Source organism: Rhizobium acaciae (assembly GCF_025941625.1).
Classification (GTDB): domain Bacteria; phylum Pseudomonadota; class Alphaproteobacteria; order Rhizobiales; family Rhizobiaceae; genus Rhizobium; species Rhizobium acaciae.
Map to the genome: position 1 here is coordinate 73451 of NZ_JAPCZO010000021.1, position 14787 is coordinate 88237.

Genomic DNA, 14787 nt, shown 5'->3' on the forward strand with positions numbered 1-14787 from the left:
CCGGCCCGAAAAGACGAGCTGAGGCAATCATCCGATAGGTTAGTAAACATTCCGCCCACCTCCGACGCTTGCGAGCGCCTGCGGAAGGCCAAAATCGTCATTTTCGTATTCGTCGACGACCGGTGCCGGGCGGCTAGCGCCCTCAAGGGCGCGCGGCGGTGTCACGCGCACCGGCGCCGGGCGCCCGGCAGTGGCGTTTTCCCGGGCGATGCGGAATTCGCGAATCGTCTGGCCAAGCTCGAGAATGACGGTTTGGAGGTGGTCGGCGCCTTCGGCCGAGCGCTCCGCAAGGTCGGCGCTACCGGCCACCTCACTACCCAGGCCCTTGACGTCTGATGTCACGCTGTCGAGGCTTGCGGCATGTTCGCCGGTTCGGGTGGCGATGCCTGATATGGCGGCGTTGATGTCGGTGACCTGGCGCACGATGCTGCCGATCGAATCCTGTGTGCGGCCGACCATCTGCACGCCGGCGTCGACCTGCGCCTTGGTCGTCGTCACCAGGGTCTTGATCTCGCGGGCGGCTTCGGCCGAACGCTGGGCAAGGGCGCGGACTTCCTGAGCGACGACGGCAAAGCCGCGGCCGGAATCGCCGGCGCGGGCGGCTTCGATGCCGGCATTCAGCGCCAGAAGATTGGTCTGGAAGGCGATCTCGTCGATCGCGCCGATGATCTGGCCGATCTTTTCGGCCGACTGCTCGATATCGGCCATGGCGCTGATCGCGCGGCCGACGACTTCGCCGCTTTCCTCGACGGCAGCGCGCGTCGTGGCGGCCGCCTGTTCGGCAGCGCGGCTGTCGGCAGCACCGTCGCGGACACTACCGGCGATGCCGGCAAGGGCAGCAGCGGAAAGCTGCAGCCGGTCGGCCTGGCCGGACGCCGTGCCGGCAAACTGCCGCGACAGGCCGGCAAGCGAACCTGTCGCCGCTTCGGCCTTGACCGTGCGCTCGGTAATGGTGGTGAACTCGGCCTGGAGGCCGTCCAACGCGCCGTTCAGCGCGACGGCGATGCCGCCATAGGCGCCGTCGCCGTCGACCGGCGCGCGCCGCGTCAGGTCGCGTGCGGAGAGGCTTTCGATAACATCGCCGAAGATCCTGATGATTTCGGCCTCGTTGTCGGCACGCTGGTCGGCGAGCGCGCGGCTCTGGGCGGCGCGCAGCGCATTGAAGCGGAGCGAGACGGCGATTTCCACATCGACCATGACGATGCGGATGATCGCCGTCATCAGATCGGAGATTTCGCGGGCGCGGCGCTTGGCCGACGGCAGCAGCGGACGGCCGGCGATCTCTTCGGCGAGACCGGAAACGACATGCTCCAGCATGACGCCATGGCCGGCCACATGCCAGCGCGGGTCGAGGCCCATCTTGCTTTCGGTATCGGAGAGAACCTTGACGCGCTCGGCATAGAGGCTGTCGAACCGCGCGTCCGTCAGCACGTCCCAATGCGAGGACTGCAGATCGTGCAGGCGCTCGACCTGGCGCTCGCTCTCGAAATTGCGCGAGGCGTCGGGGAATGACTGAAACCTGTGGAAGAGATCCCTGAGGCCTGCCTTCAGATGCGCTTCGAGCGCCGGCCGGTTACGGCGCACCAGCTCGCACTGATCGGCATCGAGACCGGCAAAGCGCAGGCGGTCGCGCAAGCTGCCTGCCTGCGCTCCACGAGCCTGATCTGATGGCATGTCCTGCCTCAACGCCTGTCCCCAACCACTTTCCGGGCGAAGGCCCGGCCAAAAACTTGCGCAGCATCCGTTGAACGCGAAGCATGGAGACGGTCCTCACCACCGGTTACAACCGGCGGATCGAAACCCCCTGATCAGCTATGTTTCGGAGCTGTCTGAAGAGATGGATACCGGATCAACCCGGTACGGCGGGACGGCGTCATGCCTGGTGGGAACGAGTGCATCTTCCCATTCCGACGTGTACATCAATGTTTATGGTTAATTCCTTGCTTGAAGGTTAATAAGCCTTTCGGAGGACAGGCTTTTGAAGCAATTCAAGGCCGTTCGCAGCAAATACTGTTGCGGAGTTGCATGGCTGCTACAAGGCACACGCAAGCTCCGTGTTATATGCCGGTCGATAACCAAGACATGACGTCGACAAGGACAGAGCAATGATTGTTCTCGGATTGGGTGCCTGCTTGATTGCAATGACGCTGCTTGCAGCCGTCGCCCGCCTCGATTCCCTCGCCGCGAACCGCGATATCCGCGCCCTTCGGGTGTTCTAAAACCCATCCTTCCCCCGTTGGCAGTCCGGCACCTTTGGTGTATCGCACTCGCGCCTTTCATGTCAGCGGAACTATCGGTTCATGTCCCCCAGATCTGGTCTCCTCATCGTTCTTGGCTTCACGCTCTGGCGCGTCGTCATGCTCAATTTCGATGCGACGGACCTTTTCGTCGACGAGGCGCAGTACTGGTTCTGGTCGCAAAACCTCGACCTCGGCTATTATTCCAAGCCGCCGATGATTGCGTGGGTGATCCGGGCGATGACCGAGCTTTCCGGCTCCAACGCCATCTATTGGATCAGGCTGCTCGGACCGCTGATCCACATGGCAGCGGCACTGGTGCTGATGAAGACGGCAAAACGTTTCGTCGGGCCGGAGATCGAAGGCTGGACGGGCGCCACCTACATCACGCTCCCCGGTGTGGCGCTTTCTTCGGTGTTCTTCTCAACCGACGTGATCCTGCTGTTCTTCATCGCGATCGCGCTGCTTGCCTATTTCGGCCTGACGCAGCGGCGCTCGTTCGGGCTGGCGCTGGTCATGGGCCTTGGCGTCGGCCTCGCCTTCCTGACGAAATATGCCGTGCTGTTCGTCGTTCCGGGCGGCGCGATTGCCCTCCTCCTCATTCCGGCGGCGCGCATCGCCATCCGGGATTTCATCATCGCGGTCGCGGTCGCGGCGGTCGTCGCCCTGCCGAATCTCTGGTGGAACCTGCAGCACGACAACACGACGGTAAGGCATACGCAGGATATCGCCCATTGGAGCGAACTCGGCATCAATCTCCGTCGCGGGCTTGAATTCTTCGCCGCCCAATTCGGCGTCGTCGGACCGATCATCTTCTTTGCGATGCTCTGGGCGGTCTACCGGATGATCAGAGGCAGGAGCGACGATCGGGAAAAGATACTTGTCTGGCTGTCGATGCCGGTGGTGCTGCTCATCACGCTGCAGGCAACGGTCGCCAAGGCCTATGCCAACTGGGCCGTGACTGCCTATGTCGCAGGTACCATCCTTGCCGTCTGGCTGCTTTACCTGAAGTGGCCGAAGGGGCTCAGGCTGTCGCTGACCATCAACGGCATCGCCAGCCTGCTCTTTCCGCTGGCGACGATCTTTCCGCATCAGTTGCTGCTGCCGAACGGCGACGAGGTGATGAAGCGCTATCTCGGCCGCGCCGAGGTCAGCCGCGAGGCCGCCGCGTTCGCAGCTCAGGCCGGCACCGACATCATCGTCACCGACAATCGCGATATGGTCGCCGATCTTTTCTATACGCTCCGCGATGCATCCTACAGGATCTATGCGCGGGCGCCCGCGGGCCTTCCGGAAAGCTATTACGAGCAGGAATTCGCTCTGCCCGCCGGCATCACCGGCAAGGTTCTTTTCCTGACGGACGGGGCCTTTACCTGTGCCACCGAGACGCCCGAAGTACTGAAGAACTGGCAGCCGACGGAGGGCTACTACAAGGGCAAGACGCTTTCCATCTACAAGGTCTCTGCCAACTGCCTGGCGCCCTGAGCGTGTTCAGCCTGCCCGACGACAGCGCCAAGCCTCTTTTCAGAGGTGCGACGAAGTAACACTTTGAATTGCTGCACCATTTTATGCAGTGGGCAGGCAGAGGCCGGTGCCCGCCCCTTCGATCTCCACGAATTTGACGCCGCCTTCTTCGAAGGCGAGGCGCAGTTGCGCCTCAGTCGCGCGATGGATGTCGTGGTGCCGGCCCTCGTAATCGCGGATGGTGCTGCGCGAAACGGCGGCCCTTTCGGCAAGGTCGGTCTGGGTCCAGTCCAGCAGACCGCGCGCCGCGCGGCAGAGAGCGGGAGTGAGAATTGTTTCCCTTGCGCCTTGACCCATGATTTCAAGTTGCCCATATTGGTTGATATAGACCATATATGTCATATTATAAACGGGATTTCCAGAGCGGAGACAACGATGCCACACGATACGCCTTTGATTTCGACAATCGTCGGCGGTCTCGTGCTGGCTTTCATCTTCGGGGCCTTCGCCCATCGGCTGCGGATGCCGCCGCTCGTCGGTTATCTGATCGCCGGCGTGCTCGTGGGGCCACATACGCCGGGTTTTGTGGCGGATCAGAGCCTTGCGCCGGAGCTTGCCGAAATCGGCGTCATCCTGCTGATGTTCGGCGTCGGGCTGCATTTCTCCCTGAAAGACCTGCTGTCGGTGCGCGGCATCGCCGTGCCCGGCGCGATCGTGCAGATCGCTTTTGCGACATTGCTCGGCTGGGGGCTCGGCGCCTTCATGGGCTGGCCGACCGGCGGCAGCCTGGTCTTCGGCCTGGCGCTTTCGGTCGCTTCCACCGTCGTGCTCTTGAAGGCGCTGCAGGAGCGGCGCATGGTCGAAACAGAACGCGGCAGGATCGCCGTCGGCTGGCTGATCGTCGAGGATCTCGCCATGGTGCTGGCGCTGGTGCTGATTCCGGCCGCGGCCAGCATCGGCGGTGAGGGTCACGCTCCCGTCGAGCCGCTCTCGGCCGCGCTGAGCCGCCTGTTCGGCCTCGATCTCGGCATCGGCGGCATGATCGCCATGACGCTGGTGAAGGTGGCATTGTTCGTGGCGCTGATGCTGGTTTTCGGCCGCAAGCTCATTCCCTGGACGATGCACCGCATTGCCCATACCGGTTCGCGCGAGCTCTTCCGGCTCGGCGTGCTGGCGATCGCGCTCGGCGTCGCCTTCGGAGCGGCGAAGCTCTTCGGCGTGTCGCTGGCGCTCGGCGCCTTCTTTGCCGGCATGGTGCTTGCAGAAAGCGAGCTCAGCCATCGCGCCGCACAGGAAAGCCTGCCGCTGCGCGACGCCTTTGCCGTGCTGTTCTTCGTCTCGGTCGGCATGCTGTTCGATCCGAACATCCTGATCGACAAGCCGCTGCCGATCCTCGCCACCATCTTCATCATCGTCATCGGCAAGTCCGTCGCCGCTTTCCTGATCGTGCTCGCCTTCAAGAAGCCGCTCGGCACGGCGCTGACGATTTCGGCAAGCCTCGGCCAGATCGGCGAATTCTCCTTCATCCTCGCAGCCCTCGGCGTCGAACTCGGACTGCTGCCGGAAGAGGGCCGCGATCTGATCCTTGCCGGCGCCATCATCTCGATCATCCTCAATCCGCTGCTGTTCTTCCTCTGCGACCGCATGCGGCCGCTGCTGGATGGTGCAAAGCGCGAAGACGTCGTGGCAGACCCTGCTCCCGCTGCAGATGCGATAGCAGCGCAGGAGGAGATCCCGCCCGAAGACGACGAGGTGCAGCCGACCGCTCTCAGCGGCCACGCCATTCTCGTCGGCTATGGGCGGGTTGGCAGCATCGTCGGACAGAATCTTAAATCGTCAGCCACACCTTTTCTCGTCATCGAGGACTCCGACAAGCGCATCGGCGAGCTGAAGGCGCAGGGTATCGAAACTCTGGCGGGCAATGCGGTGATGCGGGAAACGCTCGACCTTGCCAATCTTTCTGGCGCCCGCAGCATTGCCATCGCCATCCCGAACGCCTTCGAAGCCTGCCGCATCGCCGAGCAGGCGCGTAGCGTCAATCCATCGATCCTCATCGTCGCCCGCGCCCATTCCGACGCCGAGGTCGATGAACTGAAGCAATATGGCGCCGACACCGTCATCATGGGCGAGCGTGAAATTGCGCTGGGCATGGTTGACCGGCTCGCCCAAGTGCATCATGAGAGTGTGCCCTATGAAGACGGGCATGGGCCTGATACAATTATGCCGACGGATGACCCTCCGCCGGAAAGAGAATGAGAGATTGGCGCGCTTTTGAGCCGATGCGGGAGTGACATCGCCGGGACGGAGAAGATGGAGCTGGACCAGCGCCGTCTGACGAGCCGTATCGCCGCTTCCCTCCTCGTCGCCGTCCTTGCCTATCTCGGCCTGCTTTTCGGCGGCAATCTGGTGATCTCGCCGGCCGCCGCCGCCAATACGCTTTCCTCTTCCGATCGGGATTCGCAGCCGCAGCAGCTGACTGCGCGCGATGCCGTGCGCGGGTTGCTTGCCACAGAACGCAAGCTTGCACCGAAGCAGGCGGCGCATGACGCCGGACCGCTTGCCCTTGCCGCCGCCCCGGTTGTCGATTTTTCCGGCTGGACCATGGCCGCGCCTTTTCCGGCATTTGAAGCTTTGCTTCATGCCGCAGTCTCCAGGACCCATCAGCCGCGCGCACCGCCGGTCGCTGCCTGACGCTCGCGCCGATCGGCGCTTCCGACCATTGACGACATTCCGCCAGCGCCCAAGCGCCGGCCCTCGATATCAAGGAATACAACATGCGTACTTCACGATGGCTGGTGGTCACCTATACGGTGATCATCCTACTCGGCCTATTGATCGCCCTGCCGAACGTCCTGCCGCAATCCGTCCTCCAGCGCCTGCCGGCCTGGCTGCCGCATGAGCAGGTGTCGCTCGGCCTCGACCTTCGCGGCGGTTCGCACCTCGTTCTGGAAGTCGACGAAGCCGACCTTACCAAGGAGCGGCTGCAATCGCTGCTTCAGGACGCGCGCCGCGTGCTGCGCGAAAAGGGCATCCAGCCGAAGGCCGTGGTCCGCAGCCAGAACCAGATCGTCGTGACGCTCGCCGATGCCGCGCAGAGCGATGCTGCCGTCACCGAACTCAAGACGCTTGCCAACCCGATCAGCACCGGCCTCAGTGCCGGCCAGGCGGATCTTGATGTTACGGCGAACGGCGCGACCATCACTGTCGGCTTCTCGCGGGCCGGCATCGCCGCCAATGTCGACAACGCCGTCCAGCAGAGCCTTGAAGTCATCCGCCAGCGCGTCGACCAGGTCGGCGTCTCCGAGCCGACCATCCAGCGCATCGGCGCCAACCGCGTGCTCGTCCAGCTTCCGGGCGCGCAGGATCCGTCGCGCCTGCGCGAACTGCTCGGCTCCACCGCCAAGATGTCGTTCCACATGCTGGCGCCGAACAATGCTCCCGGACCCGGCGTGACCATGCTGAAGGACGATGAAGGCAATACCTATCCGGTCCTCGACCGCGTCGAAATCTCCGGCGACCGCCTTTCGGATGCCCGCGTCAGCTTCGATCCGAATACGCGTGAGCCGATCGTCAGCTTCCGCTTCGACAGCGCCGGCGCCACCCGCTTTGCCGAGATCACCCGCCAGAACGTCGGCAATCCCTTCGCCATCGTCCTCGACAACAAGGTGCTGAGCGCGCCCGTCATCCGCGAGCCGATCACCGGCGGCTCGGGCCAGATCTCAGGTAGTTTCTCGGCCGACAGCGCCACGACGCTGGCCGCCATGCTGCGCGCCGGCGCCCTGCCCGCCAAGCTGACGGTCATCGAAGAACGCACCGTCGGCGCCGACCTCGGCGCCGACGCCATCAAGATGGGCATTTACTCCGGCATCGTCGGCTTTGCTCTCGTCGCGCTCTTCATCTTGGTGCTCTACGGAACCTGGGGCGTCCTGGCGAATATCGCGCTGTTGATCCATACGATCCTGACCTTCTCGGCCCTGACACTGGTCGGCGCGACGCTGACGCTGCCCGGCATTGCCGGTGTCGTTCTCGGCATCGGCCTTGCGGTCGACGCCAACGTTCTCATCAACGAGCGCATCCGCGAGGAAACGCGCAAGGGCAAGAGCGCCTTCGCTGCCATCGACACCGGCTTCCGCCGCGCCTATTCGACCATCATCGACGGCAACATGACCGCCCTGATCGCCGCGGCCATCCTGTTCTGGTTCGGCTCTGGGCCGGTTCGCGGCTTTGCCGTCACCATGGCGCTCGGCCTGATCATCTCGATGTTCACCTCGGTCGCCTTCGTGCGCGTCGCGATGATCGAGATCACCCGCCGCCAGAAACTCAAAGTGCTGAATATCCGGCCGCTAATCCCGTTCAGCCCCTATGACAAGCACATCCAGTTCATGAAGGCGCGCTTCTTCGGCGTCACCGTTTCGGCGCTGCTGTCGATCGCCTCCGTCGTGCTTTTCATTCACCCCGGTCTCAACTACGGCGTCGATTTCCGCGGCGGCATCCAGATGTCAGTCAGGACTCAAGGGGCGGCCGATCTCGCGAAGTTCCGCGAAGGTCTTGATAGTCTCGGCCTCGGCGAAATCACGCTGCAGTCCTTCGGCGACAACAATAGCATTCTCGTTCGCGCCCAGCGGCAGGAAGGCGGCGAAGAAGCGCAAACCGCGGCGGTGACCAAGCTGAAGGCCGAAGTCGCCAAGATCGATCCAACCGCCACCGTCGAAGGCACCGACGTCATCGGTCCGAAGGTCAGCGGTGAGCTTGCCTGGGCCGGTATCCTGTCGGTGGTGATCGCAAGCTTTGCGATGCTCATCTACATCTGGGTGCGGTTCGAATGGCCATTTGCCGTCGGCGCCATCGTCACGCTGGTGCTCGACGTCACCAAAGCAATCGGCTTCTTCGCGATCACCGGCCTCGACTTCAACCTGACGGCGATCGCCGCCATCCTGACGCTTGTCGGTTATTCGGTGAACGACAAGGTCGTCGTCTATGACCGCATGCGCGAAAACATGCGGCTTTATAAGTCGATGCCGCTGCGCGAGATCATCGACAAGTCGATCAACGAGACCCTGGCGCGAAGCCTTTACACCAATGCGACGGCCTTCCTCGCGCTGGTGCCGATGGCGATCTGGGGCGGCAGCGCGGTCTCGAGCTTCGCGATCCCGATGGTCTTCGGCATTCTCGTGGCCGGCGCCTCGTCGATCTTCATCGCAGCACCCATCCTGCTCTTCCTCGGCGACTGGCGCCGCCGCCATGCCAAGGTGGCACCGGCAACCGATGCAGCAGTCGAGATCATTCCGCCGGAACAGGGTCGCCCGCGCAAGTCCGCGAGCTAAAATCCAGTTAACGCATCCTTGATAGGGCGCCGGTTGCAGAGCCGGCGCCCTCTTTCTATTGTCGGCTACTGCATTATGTGCCAATTCAAGGTGTTACAGCGTCCTTCGCGCGTCTGAAATGACGCGCGGCGCCGTAATTGAGATCGGGGAAGCCGCCAGATGTCATCCGACCCGACGAGACCGCCGGAATCCAACAGTGCCAATGACAGCGAGAAGCGCATCAAACGTTTTCTCGCGACCGCCTCGCACGACCTACAATCGCCGCTCCGCCATATCGCCATGTATGCCGAGCTGCTGCTCGACGATCTCGAGGGGACGCTCGACGGCGAACAGCTTCAGAGCCTGCGGATGATCATGGAAAAGGCGCAGACGGCGCAGCGTCTCACCAAGGCATTGATGAGCCTTGCCGGCGGCACACCTCAGGTGACGCCTGAAGAGGTCGATCTGCAGGCGCTCGCCGAAAATGTCTGGGGCGAACTGACCGACGAGACGGCGGTCGGCGAGGCAACGCTCGAAAGCGACGGCCTGCCCTCCATCCGTACCGACCCTGCCCTCTTCGGTCTGGTGCTGCGGCATCTGCTGACCAATGCCCTCATTTATCGCGGGGAAGCGCCGCCGCATGTGGCCATTGCCGCGGAGCGCGAGGGGACGGACTGGTTCATCCGGATTTCCGACAACGGGGCGGGCATCGATCCCGCTTATCGGGAGCGGATATTCGAGCCTTTCTGGAAACTGCCGAAGCCCGGAACGGTCCAAGGAGCCGGTCTTGGACTGACGACGACGCGAGAGTTTCTGGCCGCGCTTGGCGGCGATATCAACCTCGAACATTCGGATGAAGGCGGCAGTCGCTTCATCATCCGCCTTCCGATTGCTTGAGATTGGAGCAATTCCAGCAAAAGTGTGCAGCGGTTTTGCGTCCGGAATTGCGAAAGTACAAAGACTGAAGCGCGACAAGCGAATCCGAAGGATCGCGACGCGCTTTAGATGCTGTAATCGTCCTTCCAGAAGTCCGGAACGTCATAGGTCACATATTCACGGATGATGTGCTGCAGCGTCTGGGCATCGATTTCGTCCTTACCGATGCGGAAATCGACGCCGTAATCCGGGAATTCCTGGAAATAGCCGCCCGATATATCGGTCGAGACGACGCCGATCGGACCGGTGTAACCGATGCCGCGCAACTCCGGCACCGTGTCGCGGAAATCGGCATTGGGCAAAAGACGATTGTCGAGCAGGATGAGATCGAAGCGTGCCGCGCGAATCTTTTCCAGCGCGTCACCGATCGATTGCGAATATTCAACCTCGACGGCCGGCTCGGAGAGATCGGCGATCTTCTTCTTGAGCGCGCGAAATTCGATGAATTCGTCGTCGACAAAGAGAACCTTTACGGCATTCCTCCGGCTCGTTTCGGTGATCATCGTCTCATTTCCCCAATCCCGAAACCAACTTCACGAAACCAAACCATTCCTCAAGGCGATCGCCACCATATGAACGCGGTTCACAGCGTCAAGTTTGCGCGCAGCCGCGGTGATGTGCGAATTGACCGTATGTTCGGACAGACCGAGAATGATGGCGATTTCCGCCGACGTCTTGCCTTCGCTCGTCCATTTGACGATTTCCGATTCGCGCTGGGTCAGGCGTCCGGACATTTCCGGCGTCAGGATTTCCTCGTAGAGCTTGTCAAAAATACGCATGGCGTCGAGAAGCATGTCGGCGATCTCGCTCTGATCCGGCTCCAGACGTTCGCCGCTGAGGACGAGGCAATATCGCCGACCTTCCGGCGTGAACAGCGGGATAAAGAGAAAGACGCCGCTCAGGAACTCGTTGAAAACAAGATCGGACGGATAACCTTCAGGCTGTGCGCTCCGGCCATGGACCGGCGTTGCCAGGAACTGGGCGGTCTTCGCCCGGACGGTGCCCAGTGCTTCCTTCAACGTCGTGATGAAAAGGCCGACACGCCGATCGGCAACATTGGTGATGACGATATCGCGTTCACCGAACGGGGCCGAAGCCTCGGAAATGCGGGCAAGCGCGAAATTATCGAAGTTGTAATGCTGTGCCGCCGATTTCAGCAGACGGAAAAAATCGGTGCGGTTGATCGCCCGGCTCAGCTCCGGTCCGGCATGAAAGGGAATTGCCGGGGCATTGTTCATTCCCACTCTTCCTCTCCTCCCGCCAATGCCTCTAATCCCGAAATCTTGGGATATACGTCTTAAACGCGAAGAGCTACAAAAATTGCGAGACGGTTGATGAGAGATATCGAAAACGGGGACTTTCGATATGTAAGGCGGAAATCATCAATTATCTCAACGACAGGTGATGCACGGGCAGATTTTACTGAGGGGCAGTAGTTCTTACCTGGGTATCGTATTCTTCCTGCATTCAACATCCATGAATGCGAGAAGGCAGTGCCAGACGTAAGCGCGAGAGAGCCGATAGACCCATTCAGCTAAGGGGTTGGCTGATGTTCGTGGCGGCGAACGCGGGTTGATCGGTTCTCTCAGCGCTTATTTTGCGTTCCATATTCTTCGCTTCGGTTGCATCTTGTGATGCGTCCTCGCCCTTGTCAATTGCGGTTTGTCATATGGTTGGGACGAATGAGGAGGAACAGGCCATGCGGCTTTCGCCGTTTTCTACATCTCGAGATTGAGAATGATCTTGGCAAGGTCAAGTGGCTTTTCCAGATAGACATCGGCGCCGGCATCGAGTGAGCGCGCGCGGTCCTCGGCAGCATCCGATCCGCTGCAGATAGCAAGCCGCATCGCCTTGAAACGATCATCCAGGCGCAACCGAGTGATCAGGCCTATACCGCTATCGAGCGGCATGTAGAGATCGGCGACCAGCAGATCGGGCGAGGTCTTGCCTTCCGCCGCGCGCGTCTCCAGTACCTCCAGCGCCATTTCGGCGGTCGAAAAACAGAATAAATCGACGTCTAACTGCTGCTTTTTGCTCATATAGTCGACATAGAAGAGGTCATCCTTGCTATCGTCGACATAAAATAGGGTGGTCATCTAGCACCGTGATCTGGATATTGTTCGAATGAACCTCGCTGTCCTTCGACATCACCATACCGCGGTTCCACTAAAATTCGATATACCTCATCGCAGATCATTTCGCAAAAAGCGCGGCACTGCCCTGCCTTGCCTATTGAGTATTCCTCGATTTCGGAAAAGATGGCCGCGCAAACCGAAGGAGGACACACGGGTGCAGGATCAGGGCAACGTGGACCTGCAGGACCAGCCAAGGCGGCACTACCGTGCCTTTGCGATTGCCGTCGGCTGCCTGATGTTGCTTCTCGGCGTGACGGCGCTTACCGGCTGGCTGCTGCAGGTCGAGATTGTCATTTCGCTGGTTCCCGGCTTTCCGTCGATGGCCTTCAATACCGCGCTCTGCTTCGTGCTTTCCGGCGTGGGGCTTGCCGCTTCGACACTCGCCGCCCGCCGTTTTCGAGCAACGGCGATGCTCACGGCGGGGCTTGCGGCGGCGATCGCCGCGGCCCGGCTCGTGGAAATCGTCATGATCGGGCGGAGTTTTCACAACGTCGACGTATTGATCGCGCGCTTCCTGGTTTCGCCGGATTTCATCGCCGAGATCGGCGGCGGCATGGGGCCGAACACGGCGCTGGTCTTCCTGATCGCCAATCTTTCGCTGCTGCTCTCGCTCCAAGTGGAGAGGTCGAGAAGCCAGGTGGTGCAGGAATTGACGAGCTACGTCGTCATCACCCTCGGCATGATCGCGCTGGCCAGCTATGTCACCGATGCCGAACAGGGCTACCGCTGGGGCCCCTATGCGGCGATGGCGCTGCATACGGCGGTCGGCATGGTGATCTTCGGCTCCGGACTTCTCGCCCGCTCCTGGTGGATGCAGCCGGCAAACCGGGCGCAGATCCCGCTGTGGATCCCGGCTGCGGTCTGCTTCACCGGCCTTCTCGCCGATCTCTATACGCCGCTGGGTGTTGCTAACGGCATTCTCTATGTACCGCTGGTGCTGACGGCGCTCTGGTTCGGCAACAGAAATGCGCCGCTTTTCTTCGCCTTTGCCTGCACCGTGCTCCTGATGCTCGGCTTCTTCGCTGTCGGGCACGACGAGGCGGGGTTCTGGCAGGAGATCGCCAACCGCACCATTACGGCTGCCACGCTTTGGCTGATCGCGCTCTTCGTCTTCTATTTCATGCGCAACACCCATCATCTGGAAAGCGAGCGTGTCCGCTTCGGCGCGCTGGTACGCGGCACGCCCGATGCCGTCGTCGTCATCGACGAGCGTGGGACGATCAAGAATTTCAATCCGGCGGCTGAAAGCATGTTCGGCTACTCCCCGCAGGAGACGATCGGCAAAAACATCAAGATGCTGATGCCCGAACCCTACCATTCCGAGCACGACGGCTATCTCGCCCATTACCGGCAGACCGGCGAGGAGCGCATCATCGGCACGACGCGCATGGTCTCCGGACGACGCAAGAACGGCATCGTCTTTCCGATCGATGTTTCCATCAGCGCCGTCGTCACCGGCCATACGAAGACCTTCGTCGGTATCGTGCGCGACATCAGCGAGCGCGTCCGGCAGGAAGAACGGATGAAAACGACGCTTTCCCAGCTCGAGGCCTATACGGCCGAACTCGAGCGTAGCAACCACGACCTTGATGAATTCGCCTATATCGCCTCGCATGATCTCAAGGAACCGCTGCGCGGCCTGCACAACCACTCCCGCTTCCTGTTGGAGGATTATGAAGACAAGCTCGATGCGGACGGCGTGCGCCGGCTGAACCGGCTCGTGCGTCTCAGCCAGCGCATGGAGAAGCTCGTCAACGAGCTTCTTTATTTCTCCCGGCTCGGGCGCCAGCAGTTGGCGGTCAAACGCACCGATATCGGCCTGATCGTCAAGGATGTCGTCGCGACGATGGAGTTGCTGCTGGAGGAACGGCACGCCAAGGTCATCATCGACGGCCGGCTGCCGGAGGTGGTCTGCGACGCGCCGCGGTTGACCGAAGTGTTCCGCAATCTCATAACCAATGCGATCAAATACAACGACAAGCCGGCGCCGCTCGTCTCGATCGGCTATCTTGACCGGTTCGTCGGCAAGGACGGCACGGTTGCCCGCAACGTGTTTTTCGTTAAGGATAACGGCAAGGGCATTCCGCAGGAATTCCACGAGGATATTTTCCGCATTTTCAAACGGCTGGAAAAGTCGCAGGATTCCGACGACGGGACCGGAGCAGGCCTCACCTTCGTTCGCAAGATCATCGCACGGCACAATGGCGATATCTGGCTGGAATCCGAGGTCGGCACCGGCACAACATTCTACTTCACTCTGGGAAAAAGGCGCGAGGGGCAGAATGCAGCAGCGTGATACGCAACCGATCCTGATCGTCGAGGACAGCGAAGACGATTTCGAAGCGACGATGCGCGCCTTCAAACGCACCAATCTGCGCAATTCGATTCGCTGGGCGGCCTCCGGTCAGGAAGCGCTCGACATGCTCGCCGAGATGGTGCCGAAACCCGGGCTGATCCTGCTCGACCTCAACATGCCGGGTCTTGACGGCCGCAAGACGCTGGAGGCGATCAAGTCGAACGCCGGCTGGCGCAAGATCCCGGTGGTGATCCTCACGACCTCCGACGACGAACGCGATATCGAAGGCTGCTATGCGCTCGGCGCCAATACCTATGTGCAGAAGCCGGTGGATCTCGACGGGCTCTTCGCCGCGATCCAGCGGCTGAAGGAATACTGGTTCGAAATCGCGATTCTGCCACTCGAGGACTGACAGA

At 61.4% G+C, this 14787-nt stretch carries 12 protein-coding genes; 7 read left to right on the plus strand and 5 right to left on the minus strand.

The window, feature by feature from the left end; all coding sequences use genetic code 11:
• Positions 1-39 precede the first annotated feature (39 nt).
• On the minus strand, positions 40-1674 hold the full coding sequence (locus OLZ32_RS28635) for a globin-coupled sensor protein (RefSeq protein ID WP_264424105.1): 1635 nt from the start codon (positions 1672-1674) through the stop codon (positions 40-42).
• A 626-nt stretch (positions 1675-2300) separates the two neighbouring features.
• Between OLZ32_RS28635 and OLZ32_RS28640 the strand changes: the two genes are divergently transcribed.
• Positions 2301-3722, plus strand: a complete 1422-nt coding sequence (locus OLZ32_RS28640; protein ID WP_003545488.1) for an ArnT family glycosyltransferase — start codon at positions 2301-2303, stop codon at positions 3720-3722.
• An 81-nt stretch (positions 3723-3803) separates the two neighbouring features.
• On the opposite strand, the gene OLZ32_RS28645 is transcribed toward OLZ32_RS28640, so the two are convergent.
• Positions 3804-4103, minus strand: a complete 300-nt coding sequence (locus OLZ32_RS28645) for a helix-turn-helix transcriptional regulator (protein ID WP_018486379.1) — start codon at positions 4101-4103, stop codon at positions 3804-3806.
• Positions 4104-4136: 33 nt separating this feature from the next.
• On the opposite strand from OLZ32_RS28645, the gene ybaL reads away from it, so the two are divergent.
• From ybaL to OLZ32_RS28665, 4 genes are all read left to right on the plus strand, one after another.
• Positions 4137-5957, plus strand: coding sequence for a YbaL family putative K(+) efflux transporter (ybaL, locus tag OLZ32_RS28650; RefSeq protein ID WP_264424108.1), 1821 nt, complete (start codon positions 4137-4139; stop codon positions 5955-5957).
• A gap of 54 nt (positions 5958-6011) precedes the next feature.
• Entirely contained in the window at positions 6012-6392 is a 381-nt protein-coding gene (locus OLZ32_RS28655; RefSeq protein ID WP_264397691.1) for a hypothetical protein, read from the plus strand.
• 83 nt (positions 6393-6475) lie between these two features.
• Positions 6476-9025 carry a protein translocase subunit SecD gene (gene secD / locus OLZ32_RS28660; protein ID WP_264424110.1) on the plus strand — a complete coding sequence of 850 codons (2550 nt, stop codon included), beginning with the start codon at positions 6476-6478 and terminating at the stop codon, positions 9023-9025.
• A 159-nt stretch (positions 9026-9184) separates the two neighbouring features.
• Positions 9185-9901 (plus strand): sensor histidine kinase, encoded by a 717-nt coding sequence (locus OLZ32_RS28665; protein WP_264424113.1) that lies wholly within the window; start codon positions 9185-9187, stop codon positions 9899-9901.
• Between the two features lie 104 nt (positions 9902-10005).
• Here the strand turns inward: OLZ32_RS28665 and OLZ32_RS28670 are convergent, their stop codons facing one another.
• From OLZ32_RS28670 to OLZ32_RS28680, 3 genes are all read right to left on the minus strand, one after another.
• Positions 10006-10443 carry a response regulator gene (locus OLZ32_RS28670; protein ID WP_003545475.1) on the minus strand — a complete coding sequence of 146 codons (438 nt, stop codon included), beginning with the start codon at positions 10441-10443 and terminating at the stop codon, positions 10006-10008.
• Positions 10444-10473: 30 nt separating this feature from the next.
• Positions 10474-11178: a helix-turn-helix transcriptional regulator gene (locus OLZ32_RS28675; protein ID WP_264424115.1), complete on the minus strand. Its 705-nt coding sequence runs from the start codon at positions 11176-11178 to the stop codon at positions 10474-10476.
• A 480-nt stretch (positions 11179-11658) separates the two neighbouring features.
• Positions 11659-12036 (minus strand): response regulator, encoded by a 378-nt coding sequence (locus tag OLZ32_RS28680; RefSeq protein ID WP_003545472.1) that lies wholly within the window; start codon positions 12034-12036, stop codon positions 11659-11661.
• 28 nt (positions 12037-12064) lie between these two features.
• Here OLZ32_RS28680 and OLZ32_RS28685 point away from each other — a divergent pair, with 28 nt between their 5' ends.
• Both OLZ32_RS28685 and OLZ32_RS28690 read left to right on the plus strand, forming a co-directional pair.
• Positions 12065-14371, plus strand: a complete 2307-nt coding sequence (locus OLZ32_RS28685; protein ID WP_264424117.1) for a sensor histidine kinase — start codon at positions 12065-12067, stop codon at positions 14369-14371.
• Entirely contained in the window at positions 14358-14783 is a 426-nt protein-coding gene (locus OLZ32_RS28690) for a response regulator (protein WP_003545468.1), read from the plus strand. Before OLZ32_RS28685 ends, OLZ32_RS28690 begins: the two co-directional genes overlap by 14 nt.
• Positions 14784-14787: the final 4 nt, after the last annotated feature.

Coding starts and splice junctions, on each gene's coding strand:
- OLZ32_RS28635 (WP_264424105.1), bottom strand. CDS start 1,674: ATGCCATCAGATCAGGCTCGTGGAGCGCAGGCAGGCAGCTTGCGCGAC.
- OLZ32_RS28640 (WP_003545488.1), top strand. CDS start 2,301: ATGTCCCCCAGATCTGGTCTCCTCATCGTTCTTGGCTTCACGCTCTGG.
- OLZ32_RS28645 (WP_018486379.1), bottom strand. CDS start 4,103: ATGACATATATGGTCTATATCAACCAATATGGGCAACTTGAAATCATG.
- ybaL (WP_264424108.1), top strand. CDS start 4,137: ATGCCACACGATACGCCTTTGATTTCGACAATCGTCGGCGGTCTCGTG.
- OLZ32_RS28655 (WP_264397691.1), top strand. CDS start 6,012: ATGGAGCTGGACCAGCGCCGTCTGACGAGCCGTATCGCCGCTTCCCTC.
- secD (WP_264424110.1), top strand. CDS start 6,476: ATGCGTACTTCACGATGGCTGGTGGTCACCTATACGGTGATCATCCTA.
- OLZ32_RS28665 (WP_264424113.1), top strand. CDS start 9,185: ATGTCATCCGACCCGACGAGACCGCCGGAATCCAACAGTGCCAATGAC.
- OLZ32_RS28670 (WP_003545475.1), bottom strand. CDS start 10,443: ATGATCACCGAAACGAGCCGGAGGAATGCCGTAAAGGTTCTCTTTGTC.
- OLZ32_RS28675 (WP_264424115.1), bottom strand. CDS start 11,178: ATGAACAATGCCCCGGCAATTCCCTTTCATGCCGGACCGGAGCTGAGC.
- OLZ32_RS28680 (WP_003545472.1), bottom strand. CDS start 12,036: ATGACCACCCTATTTTATGTCGACGATAGCAAGGATGACCTCTTCTAT.
- OLZ32_RS28685 (WP_264424117.1), top strand. CDS start 12,065: ATGAACCTCGCTGTCCTTCGACATCACCATACCGCGGTTCCACTAAAA.
- OLZ32_RS28690 (WP_003545468.1), top strand. CDS start 14,358: ATGCAGCAGCGTGATACGCAACCGATCCTGATCGTCGAGGACAGCGAA.